10 protein-coding genes are annotated in these 4,004 nt (G+C 53.3%); 1 reads left to right on the forward strand and 9 read right to left on the reverse strand.

What is annotated here, in order from left to right:
• Positions 1 to 27 precede the first annotated feature (27 nt).
• The 7 genes from A9587_RS23940 to A9587_RS23970 all read right to left on the reverse strand — a co-directional run bounded on the left by A9587_RS23940 (position 28) and on the right by A9587_RS23970 (position 3,150).
• Positions 28 to 255 carry a TraR/DksA C4-type zinc finger protein gene (locus tag A9587_RS23940; protein ID WP_052924207.1) on the reverse strand — a complete coding sequence of 76 codons (228 nt, stop codon included), beginning with the start codon at positions 253 to 255 and terminating at the stop codon, positions 28 to 30.
• Positions 252 to 860 (reverse strand): hypothetical protein, encoded by a 609-nt coding sequence (locus A9587_RS23945; RefSeq protein ID WP_000371429.1) that lies wholly within the window; start codon positions 858 to 860, stop codon positions 252 to 254. The genes A9587_RS23940 and A9587_RS23945 overlap by 4 nt, the downstream gene beginning before the upstream one ends.
• Entirely contained in the window at positions 848 to 1,258 is a 411-nt protein-coding gene (locus A9587_RS23950; protein WP_105281977.1) for a hypothetical protein, read from the reverse strand. Before A9587_RS23950 ends, A9587_RS23945 begins: the two co-directional genes overlap by 13 nt.
• A complete protein-coding gene (locus A9587_RS23955) occupies positions 1,242 to 1,469 on the reverse strand; it encodes a hypothetical protein (RefSeq protein ID WP_040088621.1) in 228 nt (75 codons plus the stop codon). Before A9587_RS23955 ends, A9587_RS23950 begins: the two co-directional genes overlap by 17 nt.
• Before the next feature lies 1 nt (position 1,470).
• Positions 1,471 to 2,067, reverse strand: coding sequence for a glycoside hydrolase family 108 protein (locus tag A9587_RS23960; protein ID WP_105281978.1), 597 nt, complete (start codon positions 2,065 to 2,067; stop codon positions 1,471 to 1,473).
• An 85-nt stretch (positions 2,068 to 2,152) separates the two neighbouring features.
• Positions 2,153 to 2,602 (reverse strand): Mor transcription activator family protein, encoded by a 450-nt coding sequence (locus A9587_RS23965; RefSeq protein ID WP_040100375.1) that lies wholly within the window; start codon positions 2,600 to 2,602, stop codon positions 2,153 to 2,155.
• Positions 2,599 to 3,150: a gp16 family protein gene (locus A9587_RS23970; RefSeq protein WP_105281979.1), complete on the reverse strand. Its 552-nt coding sequence runs from the start codon at positions 3,148 to 3,150 to the stop codon at positions 2,599 to 2,601. Before A9587_RS23970 ends, A9587_RS23965 begins: the two co-directional genes overlap by 4 nt.
• Before the next feature lie 73 nt (positions 3,151 to 3,223).
• On the opposite strand from A9587_RS23970, the gene A9587_RS23975 reads away from it, so the two are divergent.
• Positions 3,224 to 3,490 carry a hypothetical protein gene (locus A9587_RS23975; protein WP_072035588.1) on the forward strand — a complete coding sequence of 89 codons (267 nt, stop codon included), beginning with the start codon at positions 3,224 to 3,226 and terminating at the stop codon, positions 3,488 to 3,490.
• Here the strand turns inward: A9587_RS23975 and A9587_RS23980 are convergent.
• On the reverse strand, positions 3,429 to 3,743 hold the full coding sequence (locus A9587_RS23980) for a hypothetical protein (protein WP_105281980.1): 315 nt from the start codon (positions 3,741 to 3,743) through the stop codon (positions 3,429 to 3,431). The genes A9587_RS23975 and A9587_RS23980 overlap by 62 nt on opposite strands.
• Positions 3,736 to 3,918, reverse strand: coding sequence for a hypothetical protein (locus tag A9587_RS23985; protein WP_105281981.1), 183 nt, complete (start codon positions 3,916 to 3,918; stop codon positions 3,736 to 3,738). The genes A9587_RS23980 and A9587_RS23985 overlap by 8 nt, the downstream gene beginning before the upstream one ends.
• Positions 3,919 to 4,004: the final 86 nt, after the last annotated feature.

The following is a 4,004-nucleotide window of genomic DNA, read 5'->3' on the forward strand; positions in this document are numbered from 1 at the left end:
CCCACAGAATGGGCCAGTTGGCTCTGATCATTTCCCAGGACACGTTTTCCTCCTGCGTTCCCGCATCTGCTGACAGTCAATACAGGTCACCACATCCGGCAGCGCCGCAAGGCGCTGTGCCGGAATAACGTTCCCGCAGTCATTGCAGAAGCCCCGGCTGTGGGGCGCTTCTTTTGTCCGTGTCTGCCAGGCTTTAACGACGCTCTGACGCTCGTTCAGAACCACTTCACTGATGCGATCGATTTCGTCGGTCATTTCGGCCCCGCAGACATTTTGTGACGGCTTGATTTGCTGTAACGGGCAAAGCCGTCAAGGGTTCTTACACCGAGATAGCCCAGCGCCGGGGTAAGCAACATCAGCGTGATATCCCAGTCCGGTGATGGCATATGCAGCGTGATACCTCTGGCACCGGCAATGGCTCCGGCAATCTGGCCGCAGGAGAGCAACAGCACATAGGCCAGACTGCTGTAACAGGAAAGGCGGGCCAGCAGCGGGCGTGTCTGGCGCACATAGCTGTCCGTGGCGTTGTCACCATTGCGGATGGTTTCCTGCTGTTCGTGGTGTGCGGCCTGCTGGTCAGCCAGCACCAGCTTCTGCCGTTCCACCTCCAGCTGTTGCAGCTGAATTTTCAGGGTTTCCAGTTGCACCAGTTGCTCCGGTGACAGCATCACCAGTTTTTGTTCCAGAATGCGTTGCTGTTCAGCAACGGGAAGGCTTTCCCGGACGCTTTCCACCATACCGGCCACCGAGTCAGCGGCGGCAGATGTACTGCCACCAAACCAGCGCCCGACGGAACGAATCAGCCCCGGCCCGGCTTTCAGCAGAACAGAGGCGATGCCTGAAAGGGTTAACGGATCCATGAATCCCTCTTATGAAAACGGCGCTGATGTTTATAAAGTGCCGCGCAAAAAATACCGCCCAGCCAGAACGCCAGCTGATAAGGCTCCTTCAGATAAAGAATGCCGAATGTCAGCATGAAAAAACCAACGGCCCAGACCACCCATGACCACACGACAATTCGAAGGGAGGCGGCCCGGAAACGCCTTTTGGGCTGCAGGCGATAAGGTACGTTGCCCAGCTGGAAACTGTGAATCAGGCAGAGTGTCGCGCCGTATGCCAGCACCATGACCGCAAACGCCCGCCATCCGGCAAAACAGCTCGCCAGAAAAAGTACTGCCGACAGTCCCAGAAACGACCACTGGCACAACATAAAGCGGGAGTAAATAACGCGAACAAAAAGACTATTCATTCTGTGCATTGAGTTTTTCCTTGTACTTCTGGCACTGCCAGAAAATGTCCCGTGTATCCACGGAGTTCCAGCCACGCATGTAGTAGCTGGCGTGTGTGCCGTCATGGCCGGTATAGTCCAGCGGTTTCGGGGGCGGACCTCCGGCCATGCGGTGTAAAACCTCCTGACGCAGGCGGTCACGCCGCCCGGCTTTCAGTGAGGCATCCCAGCCTTTGCCCATATCACCCCCGCGTGGCGGACATGATGCCCAAAGGGGTATCGATGATTTCCAGACAGGCGTCGGTCAGCTTTTCCATGCGGTTAAACCAGCCGTTCAGGTATTTGCCCTGGGCGGGTTTTGATTTGATGATGTCGGCATAAAAGCGGGAACGACGGACAATACAGCGGGCCAGCAACCAGTCCGGGGTGGACAGGCTCACGGCCTTACGGGTACGCGGGCCGATGATGCCGTCAGCATCCACATCCGCGGCTTCCTGCAAAATTCTGATGGCTTTTTTAACGCCATGCTGAACCGCCGCATCGAACACAAACATCGCCACGCCATCAGGCCACTGGTCACATCCGGCAGGCAGCCAGTAATCGCGCCAGTAAATCTGCGCAACCTGTTCGCGGGTTAAGTCCCTGATGCGGGTATCCGGTTTGCCGTCGCCGTTGACATCGGTTTTGCCGTCAATCACACCGTCGCGGCGGTCAGAAATGCCGTATTTGGTTTCGCCGCCACGGTCAGTGGGGTCATTGACATAAACGCCTTCGATATCAGGACGCAGAATAAAATTCAGCGCATGTTCAAAGGCCGGGGAGAATTTTTGATTTTCCATAAAAGCACCTGTGAAGCAGAGTTAAACGTGGTCTGCTTCATGGTGCCGGAGGCATAAAAAAAGCCGGATTTACCGGCTTCATTGATTAAGGGCGTCGTGGCGGACGACGAACGGGATGAGGCAGGTTCGGGGAGGGGTAAAACAAATCCGGCTGGTATTTATTGCGCTCCAGACGTCGCATCCGTTTGATGGCCTTGTAGACGGTTTTATACGTCACTCCGTAACGCTGAACCAGTTCAGGAATATTATGGCCGTTAAAATCACGCCAGATACGCATATCCCGGACAAGATTCTCCAGAATATTCCCCCTCGGAACATAAACCTGCATCCCGCCGATATGGCGACAAATCGCCACAACCAGCTCAAGGGAATGAGCAGGGTCTGCGCCAATCCGGGCCAGCTCTTTACGCAGCAGTGCGTTCAGTTCAGAAAGTAACGCCGGATAAGCGGTGTTTTCCTGGTAATCATGAAGATATTCCAGAACGCTGTCGTCCCGGAGGTCTTCGAATAAATCCTGCTCTTTCATCTGTTTCATACAGCAATTCTCCCGCTGTTTCGTGCGCGGGCATATGCACTGGTCAGTGCATCATAGCCGCGCAGCTCCCGCCCGGTTTCGCTCACAGGTAAAGGCACACCATGTCGGGCAAAGGCTTCCCGGATGCAGCGCATGTGCCACTGTTTGAGCGTTTCGAGCACAACATGCAACGATTCCCCGTGACACCATGCCAGCGTGGAAACACCCTGACCGCCATTACGTCTGGCCGTCAGGCGTTCAACGTATTTGTCCAGCGCGGCGTCGCTGATATCGGAGACGAAACCATCAAGAAACATCTGCTGCCAGATTTTATAAATCTTCTCGCGCGGTGTGACATGCCCCTTAAAGCGACGGCGGGGATGTTTTTTCTGCTTCTTAAAACCGCGCTCTTTCATGGCATCGAGCACCTGTTCCAGTTGTGCAACGGACAGCTCGCGGCAACTGGTCTTGCCTGTGCACTGCACCAGAAAGGCGCGGTAAGTGTCATCGTCGAGTTGTAGATCACGACGGGCGACATGAATTAATTTAATCAGGGATGTGCGATTCATTATCGTACCTCCAGAAAAGGGGGCGGTGCGGCAACACCGCCAGAATTCACTCACTAAACAGAGGAAACTTTTTATGAAAAACAGTGAACAGCCTTATGATGTTGCAGGGTATGTCATTGCCTCAAGGTTGCTGATACTCCTTGTCAGAAAGGGGCTAATTACCGCAGAGGAAGGCAAAACGATCCTCGAAGCCGCAGCAAGCGGAGCGGCAGAGGCTCCGGCATTGAGAACAACGAATAATCCCATCCTGCAAATATCACAGCTAATCACTGATACCATCAGTTTGTTAGACCAAGATTCTGATGAATATCAAAAGCCTCAGCCATCTGAGCATCCGTAAGAATATCTTTATTTGATAGTCCCAGCCTGCGACGAATGTATTCCTCGCGGGCTGCTTCATTTTGTAGCGCCACGGCAGTTTCCACCTGGTTCATTTCACGGTTAATAATGCTCCGGACTTCTCTGGCGGTGAGGTCATGCTCAATACCATATTTAACGATATCGTGCATACGTTCCAGCATCCTTAAATTAGCCATGACGCCATCAATATCAACTGGTGTGAATTTCATTTCTTTTTTCTCTGGTTTATTCATTTCGTAATACCTCTTCGCAATAAAAGATTTTACCGGGATAACGTTTTTGTATGCGCTCCATCACCTGCATACATGCCTGTTCTGTGGGCCAGATTTTTTCTGTTACCGGGATAGCATCACAGGCATCATTCCCGCAGGTGCCAACCAGCAGGACAAAGCCAATTGACTTAATCACCGCTCGTCTCCATCTGTTCCAGACGCTGTGCTTCGCGCATACACAGCTGCGCAATCATCATCTGGCGGGTAATGCCTGCACGAATA

This window comes from Escherichia sp. MOD1-EC6162 (assembly GCF_002965125.1).
GTDB lineage: Bacteria > Pseudomonadota > Gammaproteobacteria > Enterobacterales > Enterobacteriaceae > Escherichia > Escherichia marmotae.